The sequence below is a fragment of the Vibrio sp. 10N.222.55.C7 genome (assembly GCF_041473335.1).
In the GTDB taxonomy this organism is placed as follows: Bacteria; Pseudomonadota; Gammaproteobacteria; order Enterobacterales; family Vibrionaceae; genus Vibrio; species Vibrio crassostreae_C.
Window position 1 is genome coordinate 117802 of sequence record NZ_JBFRSC010000044.1, and the last position, 25678, is coordinate 143479.

General features: G+C 45.6%; 20 protein-coding genes. 10 read left to right on the top strand and 10 right to left on the bottom strand.

The window, feature by feature from the left end:
- Window positions 1-3 precede the first annotated feature (3 nt).
- From accC to fis, 4 genes are all read left to right on the top strand, one after another.
- Window positions 4-1347, top strand: coding sequence for an acetyl-CoA carboxylase biotin carboxylase subunit (gene accC / locus AB4482_RS15820; protein ID WP_017062706.1), 1344 nt, complete (start codon window positions 4-6; stop codon window positions 1345-1347).
- A gap of 170 nt (window positions 1348-1517) precedes the next feature.
- Window positions 1518-2405: a 50S ribosomal protein L11 methyltransferase gene (gene prmA, locus AB4482_RS15825; RefSeq protein WP_017055901.1), complete on the top strand. Its 888-nt coding sequence runs from the start codon at window positions 1518-1520 to the stop codon at window positions 2403-2405.
- A 140-nt stretch (window positions 2406-2545) separates the two neighbouring features.
- Window positions 2546-3514: a tRNA dihydrouridine synthase DusB gene (gene dusB / locus AB4482_RS15830; protein ID WP_032546269.1), complete on the top strand. Its 969-nt coding sequence runs from the start codon at window positions 2546-2548 to the stop codon at window positions 3512-3514.
- A gap of 23 nt (window positions 3515-3537) precedes the next feature.
- Window positions 3538-3834 carry a DNA-binding transcriptional regulator Fis gene (fis, locus tag AB4482_RS15835; protein WP_004729744.1) on the top strand — a complete coding sequence of 99 codons (297 nt, stop codon included), beginning with the start codon at window positions 3538-3540 and terminating at the stop codon, window positions 3832-3834.
- 88 nt (window positions 3835-3922) lie between these two features.
- On the opposite strand, the gene zntR is transcribed toward fis, so the two are convergent.
- Window positions 3923-4363, bottom strand: a complete 441-nt coding sequence (gene zntR / locus AB4482_RS15840; RefSeq protein WP_017062704.1) for a Zn(2+)-responsive transcriptional regulator — start codon at window positions 4361-4363, stop codon at window positions 3923-3925.
- Window positions 4364-4688: 325 nt separating this feature from the next.
- Between zntR and purH the strand changes: the two genes are divergently transcribed.
- Window positions 4689-6281, top strand: a complete 1593-nt coding sequence (gene purH / locus AB4482_RS15845; RefSeq protein ID WP_136977503.1) for a bifunctional phosphoribosylaminoimidazolecarboxamide formyltransferase/IMP cyclohydrolase — start codon at window positions 4689-4691, stop codon at window positions 6279-6281.
- A gap of 214 nt (window positions 6282-6495) precedes the next feature.
- A complete protein-coding gene (gene purD / locus AB4482_RS15850) occupies window positions 6496-7785 on the top strand; it encodes a phosphoribosylamine--glycine ligase (RefSeq protein ID WP_017062702.1) in 1290 nt (429 codons plus the stop codon).
- Between the two features lie 181 nt (window positions 7786-7966).
- Here the strand turns inward: purD and AB4482_RS15855 are convergent, their stop codons facing one another.
- Both AB4482_RS15855 and hupA read right to left on the bottom strand, forming a co-directional pair.
- Window positions 7967-8665, bottom strand: coding sequence for a DUF1481 domain-containing protein (locus AB4482_RS15855; RefSeq protein ID WP_017063655.1), 699 nt, complete (start codon window positions 8663-8665; stop codon window positions 7967-7969).
- Window positions 8666-8712: 47 nt separating this feature from the next.
- Window positions 8713-8985, bottom strand: coding sequence for a nucleoid-associated protein HU-alpha (hupA, locus tag AB4482_RS15860; protein WP_004729753.1), 273 nt, complete (start codon window positions 8983-8985; stop codon window positions 8713-8715).
- Window positions 8986-9255: 270 nt separating this feature from the next.
- On the opposite strand from hupA, the gene AB4482_RS15865 reads away from it, so the two are divergent.
- Window positions 9256-10392, top strand: a complete 1137-nt coding sequence (locus AB4482_RS15865) for a CNNM domain-containing protein (RefSeq protein ID WP_137001878.1) — start codon at window positions 9256-9258, stop codon at window positions 10390-10392.
- 104 nt (window positions 10393-10496) lie between these two features.
- Here AB4482_RS15865 and AB4482_RS15870 read toward each other — a convergent pair whose 3' ends face one another.
- A complete protein-coding gene (locus tag AB4482_RS15870; protein WP_017062699.1) occupies window positions 10497-11084 on the bottom strand; it encodes a YjaG family protein in 588 nt (195 codons plus the stop codon).
- A gap of 71 nt (window positions 11085-11155) precedes the next feature.
- Between AB4482_RS15870 and AB4482_RS15875 the strand changes: the two genes are divergently transcribed.
- Together AB4482_RS15875 and AB4482_RS15880 are read left to right on the top strand one after the other, a co-directional pair.
- Complete coding sequence (locus AB4482_RS15875) at window positions 11156-12082, top strand: D-2-hydroxyacid dehydrogenase (RefSeq protein ID WP_017063654.1); 927 nt, start codon at window positions 11156-11158, stop codon at window positions 12080-12082.
- A complete protein-coding gene (locus AB4482_RS15880; RefSeq protein ID WP_372181172.1) occupies window positions 12082-12675 on the top strand; it encodes a uracil-DNA glycosylase family protein in 594 nt (197 codons plus the stop codon). Before AB4482_RS15875 ends, AB4482_RS15880 begins: the two co-directional genes overlap by 1 nt.
- A 103-nt stretch (window positions 12676-12778) precedes the next feature.
- Here the strand turns inward: AB4482_RS15880 and hemE are convergent, their stop codons facing one another.
- Entirely contained in the window at window positions 12779-13846 is a 1068-nt protein-coding gene (gene hemE / locus AB4482_RS15885) for a uroporphyrinogen decarboxylase (protein WP_372181174.1), read from the bottom strand.
- Between the two features lie 299 nt (window positions 13847-14145).
- Entirely contained in the window at window positions 14146-14955 is an 810-nt protein-coding gene (gene nudC / locus AB4482_RS15890; RefSeq protein ID WP_372181176.1) for an NAD(+) diphosphatase, read from the bottom strand.
- A 165-nt stretch (window positions 14956-15120) separates the two neighbouring features.
- Here nudC and AB4482_RS15895 point away from each other — a divergent pair, with 165 nt between their 5' ends.
- Window positions 15121-15618, top strand: coding sequence for an Rsd/AlgQ family anti-sigma factor (locus tag AB4482_RS15895; protein WP_032546263.1), 498 nt, complete (start codon window positions 15121-15123; stop codon window positions 15616-15618).
- Between the two features lie 330 nt (window positions 15619-15948).
- On the opposite strand, the gene rpoC is transcribed toward AB4482_RS15895, so the two are convergent.
- The 4 genes from rpoC to rplJ all read right to left on the bottom strand — a co-directional run bounded on the left by rpoC (window position 15949) and on the right by rplJ (window position 25428).
- Complete coding sequence (rpoC, locus tag AB4482_RS15900; protein ID WP_017060527.1) at window positions 15949-20151, bottom strand: DNA-directed RNA polymerase subunit beta'; 4203 nt, start codon at window positions 20149-20151, stop codon at window positions 15949-15951.
- Window positions 20152-20243: 92 nt separating this feature from the next.
- Complete coding sequence (gene rpoB, locus AB4482_RS15905; RefSeq protein WP_017065638.1) at window positions 20244-24272, bottom strand: DNA-directed RNA polymerase subunit beta; 4029 nt, start codon at window positions 24270-24272, stop codon at window positions 20244-20246.
- Window positions 24273-24507: 235 nt separating this feature from the next.
- Window positions 24508-24876, bottom strand: coding sequence for a 50S ribosomal protein L7/L12 (gene rplL, locus AB4482_RS15910; RefSeq protein ID WP_017060525.1), 369 nt, complete (start codon window positions 24874-24876; stop codon window positions 24508-24510).
- A 57-nt stretch (window positions 24877-24933) separates the two neighbouring features.
- Window positions 24934-25428: a 50S ribosomal protein L10 gene (gene rplJ / locus AB4482_RS15915; RefSeq protein ID WP_017060524.1), complete on the bottom strand. Its 495-nt coding sequence runs from the start codon at window positions 25426-25428 to the stop codon at window positions 24934-24936.
- Between the last annotated feature and the right edge of the window lie 250 nt (window positions 25429-25678).

Genomic DNA, 25678 nt, shown 5'->3' on the forward strand with positions numbered 1-25678 from the left:
ATTATGTTAGATAAATTAGTAATCGCGAACCGTGGTGAGATTGCACTACGTATTCTGCGTGCATGTAAAGAGCTTGGCATTAAAACGGTAGCGGTTCACTCAACTGCTGACCGTGACCTTAAGCACGTACTGCTTGCAGACGAAACCATTTGTATCGGTCCAGCTCGTGGTATCGATAGCTACCTAAACATCCCTCGTATCATCAGCGCAGCTGAAGTTACAGGTGCAGTAGCTGTTCACCCTGGCTACGGCTTCCTATCTGAAAATGCAGACTTCGCAGAACAGGTAGAGCGCAGTGGCTTTATCTTTGTTGGTCCTAAAGCTGAAACTATTCGCATGATGGGTGACAAAGTGTCAGCTATCACGTCAATGAAAAAAGCTGGCGTACCTTGTGTACCAGGTTCTGACGGCCCTCTTGACGACGACGAAGCAAAAAACAAAGCGCACGCTAAGCGCATTGGCTTCCCAGTTATCATCAAGGCATCTGGCGGCGGCGGCGGTCGTGGTATGCGTGTTGTTCGTTCTGAAGCAGAATTAACAGAAGCTATCGCGATGACTCGTGCTGAAGCAAAAGCATGTTTCAACAACGACATGGTTTACATGGAGAAATTCCTAGAAAACCCACGTCACATTGAAGTACAAGTGCTTGCAGATGGCCAAGGTAATGCTATCCACCTAGGTGAGCGTGACTGTTCAATGCAACGTCGTCACCAGAAAGTTGTGGAAGAAGCGCCAGCTCCAGGTATCACTGAAGAGATGCGTAAGTACATTGGCGAACGTTGTACTCGTGCATGTATTGAGATCGGTTACCGCGGTGCAGGTACATTTGAATTCCTATACGAGAACGGTGAATTCTACTTCATCGAAATGAACACTCGTATCCAGGTTGAACACACGATTACTGAAATGGTAACGGGTATCGACCTAGTGAAAGAACAGCTACGTATTGCAGCTGGTCAGCCTCTATCATTCACTCAGGATGACATTAAGCTGCGTGGCCACTCAATCGAATGTCGTATCAATGCTGAAGATCCAGTTCGTTTCCTACCTTCACCAGGTAAGATTGAACGTTTCCACGCACCAGGCGGCATGGGCGTACGTTGGGAATCTCACATCTACACGGGTTACACAGTGCCACCACACTACGATTCAATGATTGGTAAGCTGATCACTTACGGTGAGAACCGTGATGTTGCTATCGCTCGTATGAAGAACGCATTGGGTGAAATGATTGTTGAAGGTATTAACGTTAATACTGAGCTTCAACTGTCTATTATGAACGACGAAAACTTCCAACACGGTGGTGCAAACATCCACTACCTTGAGAAGAAACTTGGTTTGTCATAATCCGTTCGTTTAAGAACAGTCAAAATGCTCACTTCGGTGAGCATTTTTGTTTTTGAACCGCCGAAAAAATCAATCTTTAATCCCCATTATATTCCGTGGGGTTTTGGTGAATTTGCTCATATTTTCTGCTAGACTCGCCATCCAATTTTTCTCATATAGAAGATGCAGCCATGCCTTGGATTCAAATCAAGCTTAATGCTACCAATGAAAATGCCGAACAAATCGGCGACATGTTAATGGAAGAGACTGGTGCTCTTTCTGTAACTTTCCTGGATGCACAAGATACCCCTGTATTTGAGCCTCTGCCAGGCGAAACTCGCCTTTGGGGTGATACTGACATTCTCGCGCTTTACGACGCTGAGACTGATACTGGTGTCGTTCTAGCGCAGATTAAAGCAAGTAACATGTTCCCTGCAGACTTTGCTCATAAAGTAGAGCAAATTGAAGACAAGGATTGGGAGCGTGAATGGATGGACAACTTCCACCCAATGAAGTTTGGTGAGCGTTTATGGATCTGCCCTAGCTGGCGCGATATCCCTGAACCTGACGCTGTTAACGTAATGCTAGACCCTGGCCTTGCATTTGGTACAGGTACTCACCCGACAACGGCATTGTGTCTTGAGTGGCTTGAAGGCTTAGACCTTGCAGGCAAAACCGTGATCGACTTCGGTTGTGGCTCAGGCATCCTAGCGATCGCTGCGATCAAACTAGGCGCAGCAAAAGTTATCGGGATCGACATTGATCCTCAAGCTCTGCTTGCATCAAAAGACAACGCACAACGCAATGGCGTTGCTGAGCAACTAGAGGTGTTCTTGCCACAAGATCAACCGGAAGGTTTGCTAGCAGACGTTGTTGTTGCCAACATTCTTGCGGGTCCATTACGCGACCTTTCTGGCATCATCAAGGGCCTAGTTAAGCCAAATGGTGTACTTGCGATGTCGGGTGTTTTAGATACACAAGCAGAAGATGTTGCCACTTATTATCGTGATGAGCTTCACATTGATCCGATCATCGAACAACAAGAATGGTGTCGAATCTCAGGTCGCAAGCAAGGCTAGACAAGACTTTGGGCGCTAATTGACTGAAATTTAAACAAATTACAAAAACAAATTGTAAATGCTCAAATATTAGTCTTTTCACGCAGCGAAAAAATGCGTAAAATGCGCGCCCTTGCTGGTACAGAACTGTGATGACATTTTTGAAAATCGGAAATTATCAACTTAAGAACAATCTAATCGTCGCTCCTATGGCTGGCGTAACGGATAGACCATTCCGTGAGTTGTGTCTTCGCTACGGTGCGGGGATGGCAGTCAGTGAAATGATGTCCTCCAATCCGAAAGTTTGGAAAACGTCAAAGTCTCAGCAGCGTATGGTACATGAAGGCGAATCGGGCATTCGTTCAGTACAAATCGCTGGTGCAGATCCACAGCTTATGGCCGAGGCTGCTCAATTTAATGTCGATAACGGTGCGCAAATCATCGATATCAACATGGGTTGTCCAGCCAAAAAAGTGAATAAGAAGCTTGCGGGCTCAGCCTTACTGCAGCATCCAGAACTCATTGAAGACATTCTGAAAGCGGTGGTAAATGCTGTCGACGTTCCAGTAACGTTGAAAACGCGCACAGGCTGGGATACAGACAATAGAAACTGTGTCCAAATCGCGAAAATAGCCGAAGACTGCGGCATACAAGCTCTTGCGCTCCATGGAAGAACTCGCGCTTGTATGTACAAAGGTGAGGCAGAATACAAACACATTAAAGCAGCGAAACAAGCAGTATCTATTCCGGTTATCGCTAACGGTGATATCGATAGTCCGGAAAAAGCGAAGTTTGTGCTGGAGTACACCGGCGCTGATGCTTTAATGATAGGTCGACCTGCCCAAGGACGTCCTTGGATTTTTAACGAAATCCTACACTATTTGGAAAACGGCACCACGATGGACCCACTCCCGATTTCGGAAGTGAAAGACATCATGCTTGGTCATGTGCACGCTCTACATGAATTTTATGGAGAGTTTTTAGGCCCTCGCATCGCTCGTAAGCATGTGGGTTGGTATCTAAAAGAACATGAACAAGCGAGTGAGTTTCGCCGTACCTTCAACGCATTCGAAGCAGGTGATCTGCAGCTTGAAGCGCTAGAAGGTTTTTTTGATAACGTTGCACCATAATTACGAGAAGAGCTAGACCGAATATGTTCGAACAAAATCTGACTTCAGAAGCATTGACAGTAACTACAGTTACATCACAAGACCAAATCACGCAGAAGCCACTACGTGACTCAGTTAAAGCATCATTGAAAAATTACCTTGCTCAATTAAACGGTCAAGAAGTCAGCGAGTTATACGAATTAGTATTAGCTGAAGTTGAACAGCCACTACTAGACACTATCATGCAGTACACTCGCGGTAACCAAACTCGCGCAGCAACCATGATGGGTATTAACCGCGGTACTCTTCGCAAGAAACTTAAAAAATACGGCATGAACTAATCGTTCTTTCGTAATTTATTGAATTGAAAGCCAAGCTCATTGTTGAGTTTGGCTTTTTTTTGGCTTGTCGATCCGTGATAGTGGCTGATTACTCTCCAGTGCGACAACAGCGCCCTTTGTCGACGTTTGCGGAATCCAAGGCTGCCAGAATCGAACAATGGCTTGCATCGTCGTCTACGTGGCCGCAACACGCATCATTAATCTTCTTAAGTGCGGTGCGAATCTTAGTTAACTCGGTAATCTTCTCATCAATCATCTCTAGCTTTGCTGAGGTAATCGACTTCACTTCAGCGCAACTGTGCTGTGTGGCCTCGAGGCGAATCTCAAGCAATTCTTTAATCTCGTCCAAACTCAGCCCCAACGCTTTAGATTTGAGAATAAACGTCACCTGTTTCTGGTTATTTTCATCATATAGGCGATAACCCGAGTCACTGCGACTGGCTGGCGCGATCAGGTTATTCTTCTCATAAAATCGCAAGGTATCGGCTGTCACACCGCATCGCTTCGCTAATTCACCGATCTGAAACATGTTTTTTCCTACTGTTTCGTCCATTCCACAATTAACCTTATCGTTACTTTTCAGGCTGAAATGGCACTTTTCATAATTAATTTTGAGATGCCAAACGATTGCGCGAGCTTTTTTGTAATAAATTAGTTAGAATCTGCGCCATCAAATTTGGAGTTGGTTATCTTATAGCTTAATCATAAGACTAACCCAAAAGGTCTTTACCAAAACTGGCCAATATTTTATCTCTTACTGGTATCTAAGATAATCCACGCTAAGAAGATAGAAACAAGTTCTTTTTTGGCAAATATCTTTATTTTAACCCCATGAATTTGAGGAAGATGGAAGCATGAATAACGCTCGTCCAATTCGCCGCGCTCTAATCAGCGTATCAGACAAAACTGGTATCGTTGAATTTGCACAAGCTCTTGCTAACCGTGGTGTAGATATCCTATCTACCGGTGGCACTGCTCGCCTGCTTGCTGAAAAAGGCATCTCTGTTACAGAAGTATCTGACTACACTGGTTTCCCAGAAATGATGGATGGCCGTGTTAAGACTCTGCACCCAAAAGTTCATGGTGGTGTTCTAGGCCGTCGTGGCCAAGATGATGACGTGATGGAAACTCACGGTATCAACCCTATCGATATGGTTGTTGTAAACCTATACCCATTCGCAGAAACCGTTGCTAAAGAAGGTTGTACCCTTGCTGATGCTGTTGAGAACATCGACATCGGCGGCCCTACAATGGTTCGCTCTGCAGCGAAAAACCACAAAGACGTAACGATCGTTGTTAACGCACACGACTACGAGCGCGTTGTGGCTGAAATGGACGCGAACGAGCAATCTCTAACCCTAGAGACTCGCTTCGACCTCGCTATCGCGGCATTTGAGCACACGGCCTCTTACGACGGCATGATCGCTAACTACTTCGGCACTATGGTTCCTAGCTACGGCGCGAACAAGGAAGGCGATGAAGAGAGCAAATTCCCTCGCACGTTCAACCAACAGTTCGAGAAAAAGCAAGACATGCGCTACGGTGAGAACAGCCACCAGGCAGCCGCATTCTACGTTGAAGCAAACCCTGAAGAAGCATCAGTTTCTACAGCTCGCCAGATTCAAGGTAAAGCCCTTTCTTACAACAACATCGCTGACACCGACGCAGCACTTGAGTGTGTGAAAGAGTTCGACCAGCCAGCATGTGTGATCGTTAAGCACGCTAACCCATGTGGTGTTGCACTAGGTGAAGACATCCTAGAAGCTTACGACCGTGCATTCAAAACAGACCCAACTTCTGCATTTGGCGGCATCATCGCTTTCAACCGTGAGCTAGACGCTGCAACAGCAACGGCTATCACTGAGCGTCAATTCGTTGAAGTTATCATTGCACCATCAGTTTCTGCTGAAGCAGTAGCAATCGTAGCGGCTAAGAAAAACCTTCGCCTACTTGAGTGTGGTGAGTGGACAACGAAGACAACTGGCTTTGACGTTAAACGCGTTAACGGTGGTTTGCTAGTTCAAGACCGCGACCAAGGCATGGTGTCTGAAGATGACCTTAAAGTGGTTTCTAAGCGCCAACCTACAGCTGAAGAATTGAAAGATGCTCTATTCTGCTGGAAAGTAGCGAAATACGTTAAATCTAACGCTATCGTTTACTCGAAAGGCGACATGACAATTGGTGTTGGCGCTGGCCAAATGAGCCGCGTTTACTCTGCGAAAATCGCAGGCATCAAAGCTGCAGACGAAGGTCTACAGGTTGAAGGCTGTGTGATGGCATCAGATGCATTCTTCCCATTCCGTGACGGTATCGACGCGGCTGCAGAGGCTGGCATCAAGTGTGTTATCCAACCGGGCGGCTCTATGCGTGATGACGAAGTTATCGCAGCAGCAGACGAACACGGCATGGCGATGATCTTTACGGGCATGCGTCACTTCCGCCACTAATCAGAATAGGCTCTAGGTTTTCCTAGAGCCTTTTTTATTCGTTTAACCGTTCATTAATGTTGGCGTTTTACTCATCAACGTTAATAGAAATTTTAATTTTTAGAGCAAAATCAGATTGCCTAGTTCAAGGAAAACACGCGGAGCTTATGACTATAAGTGAGCATGTTTGACGCCGAAATAGGTAATCTGATGAAGCTATCAAAGGTAAAATAAAATGAATGTATTAATTATTGGTGCTGGCGGTCGTGAGCATGCACTAGGTTGGAAAGCAGCACAAAACCCAAACGTTGAAACAGTATTCATCGCTCCAGGTAACGCAGGTACTGCACTTGAGCCAAAACTAGAGAACGTAAACATCGGCGTTGAAGACATCGCTGGTTTAGTCGCGTTTGCTCAAGATAAAAAAATCGAACTGACTATCGTGGGCCCTGAAGCACCATTGGTTATCGGTGTGGTTGATGCATTCCGCGAAGTAGGTTTGCCAATCTTCGGCCCTACTCAAGCTGCAGCACAGCTTGAAGGCTCTAAAGCATTCACTAAAGACTTCCTAGCTCGTCATGATATCCCAACAGGTTACTACTCAAACTTCACTGAGATTGAGCCAGCTATCGCTTACGTTCGCGAGCAAGGCGCTCCTATCGTAGTGAAAGCTGACGGTCTTGCGGCAGGTAAAGGCGTTATCGTTGCGATGACCCTTGAAGAAGCAGAAGACGCAATCAAAGACATGCTAGCGGGCAACGCCTTTGGCGAAGCAGGCAGCCGCGTTGTTATCGAAGAGTTCCTCGAAGGCGAAGAAGCAAGCTTCATCGTAATGGTTGACGGCTCTAGCGTGCTTCCTATGGCCACCAGCCAAGATCACAAACGTGTTGGCGACAAAGACACTGGGCCAAACACGGGCGGCATGGGTGCTTACTCTCCTGCGCCGGTTGTAACTCCAGAAATCCACAACCGTATCCTTGAGGAAGTTATCTACCCAACGGTACGTGGTATGGACGCAGAAGGCGCACCTTACACAGGTTTCCTTTACGCTGGCCTAATGATCGATGCTGACGGCACACCTAAAGTTATCGAATACAACTGCCGCTTTGGCGACCCTGAAACGCAACCTATCATGATGCGTATGGAGTCAGACCTTGTTGAACTTTGCCTAATGGCTATCGACGAGAAGCTCGACGAAGCAGAATCGAAGTGGGATCCACGCGCTTCTATCGGTGTTGTTCTTGCGGCTGGCGGTTACCCTGCTGACTACGCAAAAGGTGACGTTATTTCACTACCAACAAGCGAAGTTGAAGGCCAAAAGGTTTTCCACGCGGGTACGACAAATAATGAAGCTGGCGACGTTGTGACAAACGGCGGTCGTGTACTTTGTGCAACAGCACTGGGCAATACGGTTTCTGAGGCTCAAGAGCGCGCTTACGCGTTGACGAAGCAAGTTAGCTGGAATGGTATGTTCCACCGCAATGATATTGGTTACCGTGCGATTGCGCGCGAACAAGAGCAGTAAACAATCTTGTTGCTCGCTTACTTTCCAATAACAGTAAGCAAATGACAGCAAGTGAATAACAGAAAAAGGCGCCTCAATAGGCGCCTTTTATTATCTCATTTACACAAGAATCTGTATTTGTACAGACAAATAGGCACTTGGCCTACAGTAGGCCAAATACTCTCAATCCTTTGATTACTCGCTATTCTTTCAACAATGATGGCCTAACGACACAATCATGGCTGTCTTCAGCCAGCATCAGTAACTCTTCCACGCTCATCTTACCCAGTGAATCACTGCCAAGAAACGCCGCATAGCTTTCCACAGACGCCAATCGGTCAATCACGAAGCCTGGCAAGGTCTGGTTAAATTCAATGCGATCAAACTCACCACCAGCGCACGTTTTAAAAGAGCTGCCATTCCAGTAACCCTGAATCAGCCTAAGCCCTTCATCATGCTGCTTCGTTGTGGTCTCTAGAACCGACGTCGCTTCTTTCTGATAGTTTTCAAGCTGCTTGGCTTGGATAGGTAAGATTTTGCTATCAATACGATACTGTTGATACACAGCTTCGCCTGACTTATTGAAACGCACATGGACTCGATAGGGAACCAGCTCATTAGAAGAGTTACGCTGCTCGCCTTCACGAATGAATTCACGAAGCACGCCTTCTGACCAAGCATAATCAGTTTGGTACCAGCCGTAATCGCCGACAGTGACGTAGTCAGCTGAAGTATGAGGTTGTGTTAGCTTGTTTGTAACCCAGTAGAAACTCGTCGCGTCGCCCATGACTTGGCCGCCAGTGTGAGTTTCAAATTGCTCTAGGTTTTTGCGAGGGCTTGTTGAAGAACAGCCAATAAGAAATGTAGATAATAGTGAAACGAGAAGAAATGCTTTTTTCATAAAAACCTGTACCGAGGTGGAATACGACTACCTCGGTACAGTTTAGATTATTTCACTGAATCTTTCAGCGCTTTACCTGCAACAAATGCTGGAACATTTGCAGCAGCGATTTGGATCTCATCACCAGTTTTTGGGTTACGACCAGTGCGAGCTGCACGGTGGTTTACTTTAAAAGTACCAAAACCAATTAGCTGAACTTGATCGCCATCTTTAAGAGCATCTGTAACACCGCCAAGAGTCGCTTCTAGAGCAGCTTTAGCTTGTGCTTTAGAAAGGTCCGCTTTTTCAGCAATAAAGTCGATTAATTGAGTCTTGTTCATTTTAGGTTTCCCTTCTTTGTATTTTTGAATTCAATTCACTCTAAAACATAAATGCCCCATCTGGCAAAGGTTTGTCGTCGATCTTTAGCTCTAATGCCGTAGTTTTAGCCATAATATGAGTAATAACTCACAATTTGTTACTGATTTTATTAAGCAAGCCCTTGTTTAAAAGGGGCTGAGAGCAAAATTAATGATGACCTAGCCACTACTTTTTCACTATAATCCACGCTGAATCGCTGCTAAAGCGTACAATTTAATTTAAGGGCAAACATGCTGCTGCTATCTATTTACGTCTCCATTGCTATTGGAGTTTCTTTCATTTGTTCTGTTTTGGAAGCTGTACTTTTGAGTATTAGTCCGAGCTACATTGCTCAACTAAAACAAAATGGGCACCCTGCAGCAGAGTCTTTAGACAAACTGAAAACAGATATTGACCGCCCGCTTGCGTCAATTTTAACGCTCAACACCATCGCCCATACTATCGGTGCTGCGACAGCAGGTGCACAAGCGGCTGTCGTTTTTGGTAGCCAATGGTTAGGTGTCTTCTCTGCCGTGCTAACGCTAGGTATCTTGGTATTATCTGAGATTGTTCCAAAAACCATTGGTGCAACCTACTGGCGTCAACTTGCTCCTGCTTCGGCAAGCGTGCTTCGTTGGATGGTGTTCTTCCTAACACCGTTTGTATGGTTCTCAGAACAGATCACCAAACGTCTTGCTCGTGGCCACCAAGCACCAAAAATGCGTGATGAGTTATCTGCAATGGCGATTTTGGCAAAAGAGAGCGGTGAATTTGCAGAAGGCGAGTCAAAAATCCTGAGCAACCTACTGGGTATTCAAGATGTACCCGTGACTCAGGTAATGACGCCGCGCCCAGTGGTATTCCGTGTTGATGCGGAAATGAGTGTGAATACGTTCCTAGAACAACATAAAGACACGCCATTCTCACGTCCGCTGGTTTACAGCGAGCAGAGTGACAACATCATCGGTTTTGTTCACCGCTTAGAGCTGTTTAGATTGCAGCAAGCCGGTTGTGGTGAGAAAGCTTTGGGTGAAGTAATGCGCCCTATCCACGTGTTGCTGAACAACATGGGCTTGGCTAAGGCCTTTGACCAGATGATGGCAAACCGCCTGCAACTGTCTTTAGTTGTGGACGAATACGGCACTATTCAGGGCATCATCACCCTAGAAGACATCTTTGAGCACCTAGTGGGCGAAGAGATTGTCGACGAAGCGGATAAGACGACTGACATGCAAGAACTGGCGTTCCAACGCTGGGAGAAGTGGAAAGAGACACACGGTGTTATCGAAAACCGCGATGACGAGGACGAGGAAGAAACTCCAGCAGACAACGACTCTTCAGATGCAAAATCAACGAATGACGACGACGCATCAAAAGACAAAGTGTAGAACGAAGACAAAAAAGACGCTTAATCTAAATTTGATACCGTCAGATACCACAAAGGCTCCCTAGGGAGCCTTTGTTTTTATTCGTACCTTGGTGCAATTGCGAATTATAGCGCAACACCAATGTTACTGACTGGGTCTTCACGCAGTTCGTGGCGTAGGTCTTTGATCAGCTCTAAGTCACGCTCAGTCGTTTCACGTAGAGGTCGGAAAATGGCCCACTGAACGTCCCACTCTTCACACACCGCTTCGTTTTCTTTCTGGTTTTCGTTCGTCACTTCTTCAGCGCCTTGAGCAAACTCAAGCTCAGCAACCGTCTTCACCGATTGTTGACTCACTTTAATTACCGCTTCCAACATATGTTCACGGTCAAGCAGACCATGAATTAGCGTTGCTAGGCCTTGGCATGCGTCCATTGCTGGGTAAACACCATAAAAATCAAAATCATCACCGCTAGGGAATAGCTCTTCAACCTTCTCAAGTTGACGCTCAAAGTTCACCTTTGCTGTTTTAACCGTCAGGATTTCCCAAATGCTATCCAAAACATCACGATAGATTCGAGCTTCCGCAAATTCTGTATTCTCACAAAACATGGCATAGTTAGGGTACATACGCTCACATAGACACGCCATAAAGGTAATTTGTTGCCAAGGTTCTAACTTTTCAAGACGAACCTGCAGTGGATTCTGAAGCATAGTCACTCAATAATTGCAGAAAAAGACAGCGAAAGTGTACTTGATAAACCCTGGGGGGAAAAGGTAAGCCGATGAACAATTTTACGAATAAGCTCTATATTCTTACTGAGCATGACGATACCTATACGCAACTGATTCTAAACCAGGATTTACCCGACCTAGAAATCACTCAAAACCCCAAATCAGCACAGATTGTCTTGGCGTCACCACCTCTAATCGCAGAGCGCCTCGGCGAGTTTAAAGAGCTAGACTGGGTACAGAGTACCTATGCCGGAATCAATAAACTCACTCAGCCAGATCTGCGTCAGGACTATACGCTAACCAACGTCAAAGGCATCTTTGGTCCGGCTATCGCAGAATACGTATTGGGTTACACAATCAGTCACTGTAGACACTTCCCTCATTACCACCAGCATCAACAACAACGAAACTGGCAGCCACAGCTTTATACTAGCCTAACTGACAAAACTATGGTGATTTTAGGAACAGGTTCAATCGGCAGTCATTTGGCAAAAACCGCGGCGGCTTTTGGTATTCATACCATAGGTGTCAACCGTACGGGTATCCCATCCAAACAAGAAACCTTTAAAGAGACTTTCCACATCAATGAGATAGAGGCTGCCCTTAAGCAGGCCGATATTGTGGTCAACACCTTGCCATCAACCGCTGAAACCTATCAGCTGTTGAACCAAACCACGTTAGGTTACTGCTCTAATGTGTTGCTGTTTAATGTCGGTCGAGGGGAAAGTATCGACAATAAAGCCTTGTTGCTCGCCATAAAAAACAGATGGGTAGAACACGCATTTTTAGATGTGTTTGAAAGTGAACCCCTCTCTCAGGAACACCCTTTCTGGAAACTACCGCAAGTCACCATCACTCCACACATCGCTGCACTCAGTGAGCCAAGACAAGTAGTCGAGATCTTCGCAGAGAATTACAAACAGTGGCGAGATGGCTTTACACTTAATCATGTCATCGATTTTGATAAAGGTTACTGATGTCCTCTTCGTTACTTAAAGAGATTCGACAATGCCGAGCTTGTGAGCCTCACCTATCACACGGTGCTAACCCGGTGATTCAAGCACATCCAAACGCGCGCTTGCTGATCATAGGTCAAGCGCCGGGTATCAAGGTGCATGAGTCGTCGATCCCTTGGAATGACGCGAGTGGCGAACGATTAAGAGGATGGTTAGGGATAGATAGCGATACTTTTTACGACGAGCAAAAAGTCGCGATTGTGCCTATGGGGTTTTGTTATCCGGGGAAAGGGAAAAGTGGTGATCTCCCACCACGCAAAGAGTGCGCGGAGCTTTGGCACAACAAAGTGCTGCAATCTCTACCCAATGTTCAAATGACACTGCTGATTGGCCAGTACGCACAAAACCATTACCTAACAAACAAAACCACCAGCACATTGACCGAAACCGTGCGTGATTGGCAAAGGTGGGCGCCTGAGTTTTTGCCATTACCCCACCCTTCGCCACGCAATAATATCTGGCTCAAGAAGAACCCTTGGTTTGAAAGTGAAGTCATTCCTTATATCAGGAAACACATCTCTGAGCATTTGGCCTACCATGATCCAAATACCTAATTAACTGCACACAACAAGATTAAACCGCCATCAAATGCCAATTTCAGGCAATAAAAAAGCGCTGTTGGTTTCCCAACAGCGCTTTCAATAATCTTACTCAGAATTACTTGTGGTAAGGCTTAGACAATTCGTGAACAGCGTCAACGAATACACCAGCGTTCTCTGGCGGTACATCTAAGTGGATACCGTGGCCTAGGTTAAATACATGACCTGTACCACCGTCGCCGAAGCCTTCAAGGATGCTGCCCACTTCTTCGCGAATACGTTCAGGCTGAGCGTAAAGCATTGAAGGATCCATGTTACCTTGCAGAGTAACTTTGTCGCCGATGCGAGCTTTTGCATCTGCGATGTTGATTGTCCAGTCTAGACCAACCGCATCACAACCTGTTGCTGCGATAGACTCAAGCCACATGCCACCGTTCTTAGTGAACAGAGTAACCGGTACTCGACGACCTTCGTTTTCACGGATTAGGCCATCAACGATTTTGTGCATGTATTGCAGTGAGAATAGGTTGTAGTCACGAGGAGTCAGTACACCACCCCATGTATCAAATACCATTACCGATTGAGCACCCGCTTTAATTTGCGCGTTCAAGTATTCGATAACACTGTCAGCCAGCTTGTCTAGAAGCAGGTGCAGCGTTTGTGGTTCTGCGTACATCATCTTCTTGATCTTAGTGAATGCTTTAGAGCTTCCACCTTCAACCATGTATGTCGCTAGAGTCCATGGGCTACCAGAGAAACCAATCAGTGGCACTTCGCCTTTCAGGTCTTTACGGATCTGACGAACGGCATTCATTACGTATTGAAGCTCGCCTTCTGGATCAGGTAGGCCAATCTTCTCTACGTCAGCTTTACACGTGATAGGACGCTCAAACTTAGGACCTTCACCTGTTTCAAAGTACAAACCTAAGCCCATTGCATCAGGGATAGTTAGGATGTCTGAGAACAAGATTGCCGCATCAAGCGGGAAACGACGTAAAGGTTGAAGTGTTACTTCTGATGCCAGTTCCGCGTTTTTGCACAAAGACATGAAATCGCCCGCTTCAGCGCGCGTTGCTTTGTATTCAGGAAGATAGCGGCCAGCTTGGCGCATCATCCATACCGGTGTGTAATCAACAGGCTGTTTTAAAAGTGCGCGTAAATAGCGATCGTTTTTTAATTCGGTCATTCCGTTAAATTCCAATTCAATCTTGTCTAGTTTTGATGGCAAGTATTCTAACACTGATTGAAGGGTAAAAGCTTTGTGCTTTGCAACCTAGATCAAGTTATTAACTTTTAAATCAATGCTTAATTTGCACCCAATTACGGGAGCATGTTAAAAATTTGTTCGCTAGCGAAAATTACAATTATAACATCTGAGTAGTCACTACTCAGCATCTCATAACGACATCTTACTTACCCCCTCCACTTGTGGAGGGTTTTTTTTAGCTTTTGATCACCCATAGGCCAAATACTATCACAGGCAAATTAGTGCTCTAGTATCTGCTCAGTCACACCATCTTTCATCACGTCATCAACGGTTTTCTCAATCAACTGTCTCGCAATGGTTCCAACAGGAGCAACATCAGGCAGGCTTGTTACGTCAAACCATTGAGCATCCGATAGCTCGCTGTAGTCAGGCTTGAGCGTACCACCAGCATAATCTGCGAGAAAGCCCATCATCATACTCGATGGAAACGCCCATGGCTGGCTGCCAAAATAACGAATATTATCGACATCGATACCCGTTTCTTCTTTGACTTCTCTTGCCACACACTGCTCTAAGGTCTCTCCGACCTCTAGGAAGCCCGCTATCACGGTATACATACCTGTCTTATGTCTTGGGTGCTGCGCAAGCAATATCTTGTTGTCGTTTCGTACAGCGACAATGATGCACGGGAAGATACGAGGATAATGAAGTGTGCGGCAATCTCCACACTGCATCGCCACCTGGTTATGGTTGAGATGATTTCGACCACCGCACTGAGGGCAAAAACGCATACTTTGAGTCATATGCCCATATTGGATGGCTTTGCTTGCAGTCAAGAAACTCCCTTCAGGCCAGTGCAGTAACTCTCTTAGGCTGACCATGCTCAGCTCATTCTCCACATCACAATCGTTGAGCCAATACACCTTGCGACCTTGATGCTGACCAATACAGATTGCATGCTCCACACTCAGCCCAAGCTCTTCAGCAGAGCCAAACGGAAACTGATCATTATTAACCCAAATATCACTACCAGAAACGACGCACCAATAAGCTTGCTCTGTCATTTTGTTATCACTTTTTTTTAACATCCCTATGCCTCATTGCTTGCAGTTCGTTCATTTTACTGGCAATCTAATTTCATACTAGAGTTGTAGCAGAGAATATTTCAAGCTATTACTTTTAGTAGCTACCAATAAAACGGACCCTGCTTAGGCAATTACTTGATCACAAGGTTGTGATCAGATCATGAGGACATGGTCATGCTAAATAAATTCAAACAAATACAAGAACAATGGGGTGGCTCTAATGAGGTCATCGATCATTGGCTCGAAACTCGACAGTCTCTAATCGTTGAGTATTGTAAGCTAGGTGCCTTGCAGCCAGCTAGCAACGGGCAATCAAACGTTGTTGAACTCCCTTCCCCTAAAGAAATAAGCTCATTCTGTGATCATGTTGTCGATTATATCTCAGAGGGTCATTTTAAGATCTACGATATGGTCATGAAAAAATGGCAAGCAACAGGCTTTAAAACCAATGACGAGATTGATACAACTTACGCGAAGATCGTACTTACAACCGAGCCGCTTCTAGAATTCAATGATAAGTACGTTAAAGTAAATGCAGACGATGAGTTGCCTAACTTCGAAGGAGATATGTCCAAAGTAGGTGAACTACTCGAACTACGTTTTGAAGTAGAAGATAATCTTATCCAGCTTATTGCAGACAGTTTAGCGATTCCACCAGGCGCTTAGTTAGCCGAATCCTTAATAAGCTTGCCTCTGTGCAAGCTTTTTGTTTTGTCTGTAAGGTTATCCAAACTACCCAGAACCTTTCAGACAGAGCTTACTCGCTCACCCTGACCTTTAGCCATAAGCATATGGTTACAGCCCTAATCAGCCTAGTCATCTCTACCCTTTATCTTACTGGCCTCAAAGAGCACTCTTCAGGACATAAATCCAACCTCACCAGCTAGATAAGCACACCTATCACTTTATAAGTCATAGCTAAATACCAATACGCCAGATACAAAAAAGGCACCCGAAGGTGCCTTTTTCTTATCTCTTAGAGACTACTCGTAGAGCTTACTCTTCTGAAGAGAAACCAGCGTTTAGAAGTGCTGCTAGATTGTCAGTAGCTTGTTCAGCTGAAGGACCTTCTTGCTCTTCTTCACGTTGTTTTTGACGCTCTTGGTGGTATGCGAAACCAGTACCAGCTGGGATCAGACGACCAACAATTACGTTCTCTTTCAGACCGCGAAGGTCATCACGCTTACCAGAAACCGCAGCTTCTGTTAGTACGCGAGTCGTTTCTTGGAACGATGCAGCTGAGATGAATGACTCAGTTGCAAGAGATGCTTTAGTAATACCTAGTAGATCACGTTCGAAACGTACTAGTTCTTTACCTTCAGCTTCTAGCTTACGGTTAGCAATCTTAACATTGTGGTACTCAACTTGTTCGCCAGGTAGGAACGGAGAGTCACCAGAATGAGTGATTGTACACTTACGTAGCATTTGACGAACGATAGTCTCGATGTGCTTATCGTTAATCTTTACGCCTTGTAAGCGGTAAACTTCTTGAACTTCGTTCGCGATGTACTGAGTTACTGCGTGGATACCACGTAGACGCAGGATATCGTGTGGAGTTTCAGGACCGTCGGCGATTACATCACCACGTTCAATCTTCTCACCTTCGAACACGTTCAATTGACGATGCTTAGGAATCATCTCTTCGTAAGCGTCACCGCCTTCACGAGTGATTACTAGACGACGCTTACCTTTCGTTTCTTTACCGAAAGACACAGTACCTGTGTGCTCAGCAAGGATCGCAGGCTCTTTAGGCTTACGAGCTTCGAATAGGTCAGCTACGCGTGGTAGACCACCGGTGATATCTTTGTTTCCGCTCGATTTTTGAGGGATACGAGATAGTGTGTCACCGATGCCAACTTCAGCGCCATCTTCGATGTTTACAATCGCTTTGCCAGGTAGGAAGTAGTGAGCTGGCATATCAGTACCAGGGATCATTACGTCGTTACCTTGCTCATCAACAAGTTTGATAGCTGGACGCATATCTTTACCTGCTGCTGGGCGAGCTGCTGCGTCTGTAACTTCACTTGAAGAAAGACCCGTTAGATCGTCAGTTTGACGAGAAACTGTAATACCATCGATCATATCTACGAATTGGATGCGACCTGCCACTTCAGTGATGATTGGCATGGTATGCGCTTCCCAGTTAGCTACAACTTCACCAGCAGTAACTGCTGCGTTGTCGCCTTTGGTTAGCATCGAACCGTAAGGAAGTTTGTGCTTCTCTTTAGTACGGCCGAATTCATCAATAATCGTCATCTCAGATGCACGAGAAGTGATAACCAGTTTCTTATCTTTGTTAACTACGAACTTAGCATTGTGAAGTTTCACAGTACCAGTTGTCTTAGCTTGGATGCTGTTCTCTGCTGCTGCAGTAGATGCCGCACCACCGATGTGGAACGTACGCATCGTTAGCTGTGTACCCGGTTCACCGATAGATTGTGCAGCGATAACACCAACTGCTTCACCTTGGTTCACTAGGTGACCACGTGCTAGGTCACGACCGTAACACTGTGCACAACAACCGAAGTCTGCATCACAGGTAACAACAGAGCGCACTTTCATGCTATCTACTGAGTTGTCTTCCATGATTTGACACCACTTCTCATCAATCAGAGTATTACGTGGAATCAGTACATCTTCAGTACCAGGCTTAAGAACGTCTTCAGCTACTACACGACCTAGAGCAAGCTCAGAAAGTGCAACTTTAACGTCACCACCTTCGATGTGAGGCATCATGTCGATACCTTCATGCGTGCCACAGTCATGTTCGTGTACTACAACGTCTTGAGCAACGTCTACTAGACGACGAGTTAGGTAACCCGAGTTTGCTGTTTTCAGTGCTGTATCCGCAAGACCCTTACGAGCACCGTGCGTTGAGATAAAGTACTGAAGGACGTTTAGACCTTCTTTAAAGTTCGCTGTGATCGGCGTTTCGATGATTGAACCATCTGGACGCGCCATCAGACCACGCATACCTGCTAGCTGACGAATCTGAGCTGCAGAACCACGTGCGCCCGAGTCGGCCATCATGTAGATGCTGTTGAACGATTCTTGCTGTTCTTCTTCGCCGTCACGGTTGATAACTGTTTCAGAAGATAGGTTATCCATCATTGCTTTCGCAACGCGGTCATTCGTAGATGCCCAGATATCGATAACTTTGTTGTAACGCTCACCCGCAGTAACAAGACCAGATTGGAATTGCTCTTGGATTTCGCGAACTTCTTCTTCAGCAGATTCAATTTCATCGTATTTCGCTTGAGGTACAACCATATCGTCGATACCTACAGAAACACCAGAAAGTGCAGCGTATGCAAAACCTGCGTACATGATTTGGTCAGCAAATACTACTGTATCTTTTAGACCAAGCTTACGGTAACACTCGTTAAGAAGAGTAGAGATCTGCTTCTTACCTAACTTTTGGTTAACGATGCTGTACGGTAGGCCAGCTGGAACGATTTGCCATAGCATTGCACGGCCGACAGTTGTATCAACCATCTTCGTTTCAGTAGTGCTGTTACCATCTTCGTCTACTACAGTTTCGGTGATACGTACTTTAACGCGAGCGTGTAGCTCAGCAGTCTTAGTACGGTATGCCTTTTCAGCCTCAGCAGGGCCAGCAAGGTACATACCTTCGCCTTTCACGTTGATCTTGTCACGTGTCATGTAGTAAAGACCCAATACAACGTCCTGAGAAGGTACGATGATCGGATCACCTGACGCTGGCGACAGAATGTTATTCGTCGACATCATCAGTGTACGTGCTTCAAGCTGTGCTTCTAGAGTTAGAGGCACGTGTACCGCCATTTGGTCACCATCGAAGTCGGCGTTGTATGCCGCACACACTAGTGGGTGAAGCTGAATCGCTTTACCTTCGATTAGTACTGGTTCAAACGCTTGGATACCTAGACGGTGAAGTGTAGGTGCACGGTTAAGCAGTACTGGGTGTTCGCGGATTACTTCGTCCAGGATATCCCAAACGATAGCTTCTTCGCGCTCTACCATCTTCTTAGCAGCTTTGATTGTCGTAGCCATGCCACGAGTTTCTAGCTTGCTGTAGATGAACGGCTTAAATAGCTCAAGTGCCATCTTCTTAGGAAGACCACACTGATGTAGACGAAGGTATGGACCTACTGTGATTACAGAACGGCCAGAGTAGTCTACACGTTTACCTAGAAGGTTCTGACGGAAACGACCTTGTTTACCCTTGATCATATCAGCAAGAGATTTCAGAGGACGCTTGTTAGAACCAGTGATAGCACGACCACGACGACCGTTATCTAGAAGTGCATCAACAGACTCTTGCAGCATACGCTTTTCGTTACGTACGATGATGTCCGGAGCAGCTAGCTCTAGAAGACGCTTCAAACGGTTGTTACGGTTGATCACACGACGGTAAAGGTCGTTCAGATCTGAAGTCGCAAAACGACCGCCATCTAGTGGTACTAGAGGACGTAGATCTGGCGGCAGAACCGGAAGTACAGTCAGAATCATCCATTGCGGATCGTTACCCGATGCAATGAACGCTTCAACTAGCTTCAGGCGCTTAGTAACTTTTTTACGCTTAGTTTCTGAGTTAGTCGTTTCTAACTCTTCGCGCATTTCTTCCACTTCTTGATGAAGGTCCATTGTTGCAAGCAGATCTTTGATCGCTTCAGCACCCATCTTAGCAGTGAATTCGTCACCCCACTCTTCTAGACGATCCAGATACTCTTCTTCAGTAAGCATCTGAGATTTTTCTAGATCAGTCATACCTGGTTCAGTTACTACGTACATCTCGAAGTAAAGAACACGTTCGATATCACGTAGAGGGATATCCATTAGTAGACCGATACGAGACGGCAGTGATTTTAGGAACCAGATGTGAGCAACTGGTGAAGCTAGCTCGATGTGGCCCATGCGGTCACGACGAACTTTAGTTTGTGTAACTTCAACGCCACACTTCTCACAGATAACACCACGGTGCTTCAGGCGCTTGTATTTGCCACAAAGACATTCGTAGTCTTTAACTGGACCAAAAATACGTGCACAGAACAGACCATCACGTTCAGGTTTGAACGTACGATAGTTAATTGTTTCCGGCTTTTTAACTTCACCAAAAGACCATGAACGGATCATGTCTGGTGAAGATAGACCGATTTTGATTGCATCAAATTCTTCGGTCTTATGCTGTGCTTTTAGAAAGTTTAATAAGTCTTTCACATTCAGCTCCTGTAAGGAGTTAAAGGAGCTCACTGCTGTAGCAAGCTCCCTTTTACCAAATAATCCTATCTTCTTTTAAAAAGAAGGAGGGATTACTCTTCGTCTTCTAGCTCGATGTTGATACCTAGCGAGCGAATCTCTTTCAACAGTACGTTGAACGACTCAGGCATACCAGGTTCCATGCTATGGTTACCGTCTACGATGTTCTTATACATCTTAGTACGGCCGTTAACGTCATCTGACTTAACTGTTAGCATTTCTTGTAGAGTATATGCAGCACCGTATGCTTCTAGTGCCCATACTTCCATCTCACCGAAACGCTGACCACCGAACTGAGCTTTACCACCAAGTGGTTGCTGAGTTACTAGGCTGTAAGAACCAGTTGAACGAGCATGCATCTTGTCATCAACCAAGTGGTTCAGTTTCAGCATGTACATGTAACCAACAGTTACAGGACGCTCAAACGAATCACCAGTACGACCATCAAACAGTTTAAGCTGACCAGATTCTGGCAGATCACCCAGTTTAAGTAGTTCTTTGATTAGAGACTCAGAAGCACCGTCGAACACAGGAGTAGCAATCGGTAGACCGCCACGTAGGTTCTTGATCAGTGTACGAACTTGATCATCAGACAGTTCAGCAATATCAACTTTCTGACGAGTATCACCAAGATCGTAAACCTTCTGTAGGAACTCACGGAACTTATGCAGTTCTTGTTGTTCCTTAACCATTTGGTTGATCTTGTCACCGATACCTTTCGCAGCCAAACCTAAGTGAACTTCTAGGATCTGACCGATGTTCATACGCGATGGTACACCCAGCGGGTTAAGTACGATGTCTACAGGCTGACCTTTCTCATCGTATGGCATGTCTTCAACAGGGTTAATCTTAGAGATTACACCTTTGTTACCGTGACGACCGGCCATCTTATCACCAGGCTGGATACGACGTTTAACCGCTAGGTAAACTTTAACAATCTTAAGAACGCCAGGCGCTAGATCATCACCTTGAGTGATTTTACGACGCTTAGTTTCAAACTTCTTATCGAAGTCTGCTTTTAGCTCATCCCACTGCTCAGCAAGTTGCTCAAGCTGTGTTTGTAGCGCATCGTCTTCTAGAACTTGCTCTAGCCATTGCTTACGACCGATAGTATCAAGCTTAGCTTCAGAGTAACCACCAGACAGAAGTACAGCTTTAACACGGTTAAGAAGGCCACCCTCAAGAATTTGGAACTCTTCAGTTAGGTCTTTCTTAGCTTCTTTAAGCTGCATCTGTTCGATTTCAAGTGCACGCTTGTCTTTCTCTACGCCATCGCGAGTGAAGACTTGTACATCGATGATAGTACCCGAAACAGAGTTTGGTACACGTAGAGAAGTATCTTTAACATCAGATGCTTTCTCACCGAAGATAGCACGTAGCAGCTTCTCTTCAGGAGTCAGTTGAGTTTCACCTTTAGGGGTTACTTTACCAACTAGGATGTCGCCACCCTTAACTTCAGCACCAATGTAAACGATACCTGACTCGTCTAGTTTAGACAGAGCAGACTCACCTACGTTTGGAATATCAGCTGTGATCTCTTCAGAACCCAGCTTAGTATCACGAGCCACACAAGATAGTTCTTGGATGTGGATTGTCGTGAAACGGTCTTCTTGAACTACGCGCTCAGATACTAAGATCGAGTCTTCGAAGTTGTAACCGTTCCAAGGCATGAATGCGATACGCATGTTTTGGCCAAGAGCTAGTTCACCAAGGTCTGTTGAAGGACCATCAGCAAGAACATCGCCACGTGCAACTGGTTCACCAGGAAGTACAGTTGGACGTTGGTTAATACATGTGTTTTGGTTCGAACGCGTGTACTTAGTTAGGTTGTAGATATCGATACCAGCTTCGCCAGGTACCAATTCATCTTCGTTAACCTTAACTACGATACGAGAAGCGTCTACAGACTGAACTTGACCACCACGTTTAGCAACCGCTGTAACACCAGAGTCAACTGCGATGTTACGTTCGATACCAGTACCTACTAGAGGCTTATCAGCCTTAAGTGTTGGTACAGCTTGACGTTGCATGTTGGCACCCATCAATGCACGGTTCGCATCATCGTGTTCTAGGAACGGGATAAGCGAAGCAGCGATAGATACTACTTGGTTTGTCGCAACGTCCATGTAGTCAACGTGATCGCGTGGGTGAAGACCAGATTCACCTTTTTGACGAGCTGTGATTAGCTCATCTGCAAACGTACCTTCTTCAGTAAGAATGGTGTTTGCTTGCGCGATTACGAATTGACCTTCCTGGATTGCAGACAGGTAATCAACTTCTTCTGTTACTACACCATCTACTACACGACGGTACGGAGTTTCTAGGAAACCGTAATCGTTACAACGTGCAAACGCAGATAGTGAGTTAATTAGACCGATGTTTGGACCTTCAGGCGTTTCGATCGGACATAGACGACCGTAGTGAGTTACGTGAACGTCACGTACTTCGAAGCCTGCGCGCTCACGAGTAAGACCACCAGGACCTAAAGCAGAGATACGACGTTTGTGCGTAACTTCTGACAATGGGTTGTTTTGGTCCATGAACTGTGAAAGCTGTGAAGAGCCAAAGAATTCTTTAACTGCAGCAGAGATCGGCTTAGCGTTGATAAGATCTTGAGGCATGATTGCATCAAGGTCACCAAGGCTTAGGCGCTCTTTAACGGCACGTTCTACACGAACTAGACCAACACGGAATTGGTTTTCTGCCATTTCACCTACAGAACGGATACGACGGTTGCCAAGGTGGTCGATATCGTCCACTTCACCAATACCGTTACGGATACCAATCAGTTTCTTCATCACTTCGATGATGTCTGATTCATCCAGAGTACCGCGCTCTTCTTCTTCTTCACGCTCGATAGAGCTGTTGAACTTCATACGGCCTACAGTTGATAGGTCGTAACGTTCTTCAGAGAAGAATAGGCTTTCGAATAGAGACTCTGCAGCTTCTTTCGTTGGTGGCTCGCCAGGACGCATCATGCGGTAGATTTCTACCAATGCAGAGATGCGATCTACTGTGCTATCTGCACGTAGAGTGTCTGACATGAATGGACCGTGATCTAGGTCATTCGTGAACAGAGTTTGTAGAGACTTGTGACCTGCTTGAGACAGGTTAGCAAGTGCTTCTAGGCTAATCTCTTGGTTCGCGCCAACGATGATCTCGCCAGTTGCTTCATTGATGTAATCTTTAGATGCAACTTTACCAACGATGTACTCTACTGGTACTTCGATGTGCTCAACGCCATCTTTTTCAAGTTGACGGATATGACGAGCAGTAACACGACGACCAGTCTCAACGTAAGTTTTTCCGTTTGCTTCGATGTCGAATGACGCAGTTTCACCACGTAGACGATCAGGAACCAACTCCATAAGAAGAGTTTGGTCTTTAACTTCGAAGTTCACCTTGTCGAAGAACAGATCTAGGATCTCTTCAGTCGATTTACCAAGTGCACGAAGAATAATCGATGCTGGTAGCTTACGACGACGGTCGATACGTACGAATAAGTTATCCTTAGGATCGAACTCAAAGTCTAACCATGAGCCACGGTAAGGAATTACACGTGCGTTATAAAGAACTTTACCTGATGAGTGGGTCTTACCCTTATCACTGTCGAAGAACACGCCTGGGCTTCGGTGCAGCTGGGATACGATAACCCTCTCGGTACCATTAATTACGAAAGTACCATTGTCTGTCATAAGCGGAATTTCGCCCATGTAGACTTCTTGTTCTTTAATGTCTTTTACAGTACCTGCTGGTGCATCTCGATCAAAGATAACTAGACGTAGTTTTACGCGTAGTGGCTTTGAGTAAGTAACACCGCGGATTTGACATTCTTTAACGTCAAAAACTGGCTCACCAAGACGGTAGCTAACGTATTGCAGCTCAGAATTGCCGTTGTAGCTCTGAATTGGAAATACAGAACGGAAAGCAGCTTCAAGACCGTATTGACCTTCTGGATCCTGTTCGATGAATTTGTCGAAAGAATCAAGCTGGATCGATAACAGGTATGGAATGTCCAAAACTTGTGGACGAGTACCAAAATCCTTACGGATGCGCTTTTTCTCGGTATAAGAGTAAACCATGGGGTTCCTCAGCTCGCTGATAAGTGACCCAAACCACCCAAAACACTCTTCAGAGGGGGTGGTGACAAACAGCTGTTTAGTGGTAGTGAACAATCATTTCGAAAAAATGACTGTTTTTTTGCTCGGATTATGACGGTTAAACAGCGGAAATTTCGTCATAGCCCTACAGCGCAAAAAGGCCGGTGGTTAATAAACCACCAGCCATTAGCCTTGCGGCTATGAAATTAAGTAATAATTACTTGATTTCAACAGAAGCGCCAGCTTCTTCTAGCTGTGCTTTAAGAGCTTCAGCTTCAGCTTTGTCAACGCCTTCTTTAAGCGCTGCAGGAGCTGAGTCTACAAGACCTTTAGCTTCTTTAAGACCTAGGCCAGTTGCGCCACGTACAGCTTTGATAACTTGTACTTTGTTAGCGCCAGCAGCAGTTAGGATAACGTCGAATTCAGTTTGCTCAGCAGCAGCGTCGCCGCCAGCTGCGCCACCAGCTACAACTGCAGCTGCAGCTGAAACGCCGAATTTCTCTTCCATAGCTTCGATAAGCTCAACAACTTGCATTACAGACATTTCTGCAACTGCGTCTAGGATTTGCTCGTTAGTAATAGACATAACAATTCTCTTTTAAGTCAACAATAAGTTTAATTTGCAACCAGTGAAAAGCAAGGCTTAAGCCGCTGCTTCTTCTTTTTGGTCACGTAGTGCAGCGATAGTACGAACCAGCTTGCCAGCAGAAGCTTCTTTCATGCACATCATTAGGCGTGCGATAGCTTCGTCGTAAGTTGGTAGTGTCGCTAGTACTTCAGCATCAGTAACTGCGCCTTCAAATGCAGCAGCTTTGATCTCGAAATCTTTGTTCTCTTTAGCGAAGTCTTTGAAAAGACGCGCTGCAGCACCTGGGTGCTCGTTAGAGAACGCGATCAGAGTTGGACCAGTGAAAGTGTCTACTAGACACTCGTAGTCTGTACCCTGAACCGCACGGCGTGCTAGTGTGTTACGAACAACTTTCATGTAAACACCCGCTTCGCGAGCTTGTTTACGTAGAGAAGTCATTGCGCCAACTTCAACGCCACGAGAATCAGCTACAACTGCAGAAAGTGCACCACTGGCAGCTTCGTTGACTTCAGCAACAATTGCTTTTTTGTCTTGAAGATTTAAAGCCATTTGGATTAACCTCTGGTTGTGATTACAGCACCCAATACAAAATGTATTGAGCGTTTACGATGTTATTTAAAAATGAATAAATCCACTTCAAACCACAACATCGCCTACGTAGGTTTTATTAAGCTATCAATAATCTAATGAAAATCGACAGCGCCTACGGTCTTGGGATAGATGATTTCAAATTGCTTTAAAACCACCCAACCACAAATATTAGGCGCAGAAGTATACACTAAATCTGCGCCTAAGCAAA

Coding starts and splice junctions, on each gene's coding strand:
- rplL (WP_017060525.1), bottom strand. CDS start 24,876: ATGTCTATTACTAACGAGCAAATCCTAGACGCAGTTGCAGAAATGTCT.
- AB4482_RS15895 (WP_032546263.1), top strand. CDS start 15,121: ATGGTCATGCTAAATAAATTCAAACAAATACAAGAACAATGGGGTGGC.
- AB4482_RS15855 (WP_017063655.1), bottom strand. CDS start 8,665: ATGAAAAAAGCATTTCTTCTCGTTTCACTATTATCTACATTTCTTATT.
- purH (WP_136977503.1), top strand. CDS start 4,689: ATGAATAACGCTCGTCCAATTCGCCGCGCTCTAATCAGCGTATCAGAC.
- prmA (WP_017055901.1), top strand. CDS start 1,518: ATGCCTTGGATTCAAATCAAGCTTAATGCTACCAATGAAAATGCCGAA.
- AB4482_RS15880 (WP_372181172.1), top strand. CDS start 12,082: ATGTCCTCTTCGTTACTTAAAGAGATTCGACAATGCCGAGCTTGTGAG.
- AB4482_RS15865 (WP_137001878.1), top strand. CDS start 9,256: ATGCTGCTGCTATCTATTTACGTCTCCATTGCTATTGGAGTTTCTTTC.
- zntR (WP_017062704.1), bottom strand. CDS start 4,363: ATGTTTCAGATCGGTGAATTAGCGAAGCGATGCGGTGTGACAGCCGAT.
- AB4482_RS15875 (WP_017063654.1), top strand. CDS start 11,156: ATGAACAATTTTACGAATAAGCTCTATATTCTTACTGAGCATGACGAT.
- AB4482_RS15870 (WP_017062699.1), bottom strand. CDS start 11,084: ATGCTTCAGAATCCACTGCAGGTTCGTCTTGAAAAGTTAGAACCTTGG.
- hupA (WP_004729753.1), bottom strand. CDS start 8,985: ATGAACAAGACTCAATTAATCGACTTTATTGCTGAAAAAGCGGACCTT.
- fis (WP_004729744.1), top strand. CDS start 3,538: ATGTTCGAACAAAATCTGACTTCAGAAGCATTGACAGTAACTACAGTT.
- rpoB (WP_017065638.1), bottom strand. CDS start 24,272: ATGGTTTACTCTTATACCGAGAAAAAGCGCATCCGTAAGGATTTTGGT.
- nudC (WP_372181176.1), bottom strand. CDS start 14,955: ATGTTAAAAAAAAGTGATAACAAAATGACAGAGCAAGCTTATTGGTGC.
- rplJ (WP_017060524.1), bottom strand. CDS start 25,428: ATGGCTTTAAATCTTCAAGACAAAAAAGCAATTGTTGCTGAAGTCAAC.
- purD (WP_017062702.1), top strand. CDS start 6,496: ATGAATGTATTAATTATTGGTGCTGGCGGTCGTGAGCATGCACTAGGT.
- accC (WP_017062706.1), top strand. CDS start 4: ATGTTAGATAAATTAGTAATCGCGAACCGTGGTGAGATTGCACTACGT.
- hemE (WP_372181174.1), bottom strand. CDS start 13,846: ATGACCGAATTAAAAAACGATCGCTATTTACGCGCACTTTTAAAACAG.